At 25.1% G+C, this 1,360-nt stretch carries 2 protein-coding genes; both read right to left on the bottom strand.

The features are described from left to right. Positions 1-411: 411 nt before the first annotated feature. Positions 412-636 (bottom strand): hypothetical protein, encoded by a 225-nt coding sequence (locus tag E6248_RS16090; protein WP_316341776.1) that lies wholly within the window; start codon positions 634-636, stop codon positions 412-414. Between the two features lie 89 nt (positions 637-725). Continuing rightward, the gene (locus tag E6248_RS16085; RefSeq protein ID WP_316341775.1) at positions 726-1,184 is read right to left on the bottom strand and encodes an HIT family protein; all 459 of its coding nucleotides are present in this window, start codon (positions 1,182-1,184) and stop codon (positions 726-728) included. Between the last annotated feature and the right edge of the window lie 176 nt (positions 1,185-1,360).

The raw sequence follows: 1,360 nt of genomic DNA, 5'->3' as shown, positions 1-1,360 counted from the left end.
CTATAGCAATCGGTGTTTTGTTCTTACTGACAATCCTCTTTCCACAATGTTTACAAACAAAATGTCGTGCAAATAGATTTTTAGGTTTGTGTTTACAAGAATTTTCCACCATAATCACCTCGTACATTTTTTTAATTTAGTATAAAATATAAATAATCTGTTATTCGCCATATAATACAATTACGAGTTAATTATAACATATTTTAGTAAATACCTTTTCAAAGAACATTTTTTCTTAGTTAGTTCGCAATAATTTCATATTACGCACTATATCTATAAATCTATATTTCCTAAATAATCCTATAAAAATAACTGTCTATAAATAGACCTTTTATCTATTTGTAAAACATCCTTTTAGCATTTTGAAATATTTAACTATCTAATTATTTTCATCTAATAATGAATAAATTACTATACCTTTTTATAATTTCTAAGATTTTGAATTAAAAATAAATAAATATAATCAGCACCTAATCCCAAAATCATCCCTAAGCAAACAGTTAAATATATATTAATGTTTGATAAAGTAATAAATATTATTATAGTACTTATATTTAAAGTTAATCCTATTATAAAATCAAACATGTTAAAACTACTATCTTTTTCAAATTTATTTTTACACTCTGGACATTTCATATATCTTCACTCCATCTTTTTTATTTCTGATAATCCTATAACTCCAAATCTCATAAACTCGCAACTATTACTTTTAGTATGACTTAACATTATACATTCCTATTTAATAATCTATTAATTTCGATTTTCAATTTATCTATCATTATTTTAAGTTCATCATCCTTCAGTCGCTTTTCATCATTCCACATATCCTCTTTTGGTAACCACCATACTGGCCCCTTTTCTGGAGTATCTCCTGTAGCCCTTGGAAATAGGTGCCAATGAACATGAGTATCACCGTTTCCAAGTAACTCATAATTCATCTTTTCAGGTTTAAAAACATTATAAACTGCTTCTGATACTATACTCATCTCTTCAAGATATTTCATTTTAAATTCATAGGATAAATAATGTAACTCTGTAACATGTTCTTTACATAAAAATAATGTATATCCCATAAAATGTTGATGATCCCCAATAACAACATAACCTGTTTCAAGCTCCGTAACAAAATATGGATTTTCTCCTTCTTTAATCATACTTATTCTTTTACAAATTAAGCACCCCATATATATCCCCCTTATACCTATAAAATTTATCTTACTATTTATTTTATCTCATTAATAATTTAAAAATCTCATTTCCTATCTTTAACCCTCTAACTCTTAAAGCATATTAAATTCTATATCAAATTCATCTTATCCTATATAGAATAACATTAATACAATTATATACTATATATATT

Origin of the sequence: Clostridium sp. (assembly GCF_032552055.1) — a bacterium.
GTDB lineage: Bacteria > Bacillota > Clostridia > Clostridiales > Clostridiaceae > Clostridium.
The sequence above is the reverse complement of the archived record's forward strand: the minus strand, read 5'-3'. Positions and strand labels throughout refer to the sequence as shown.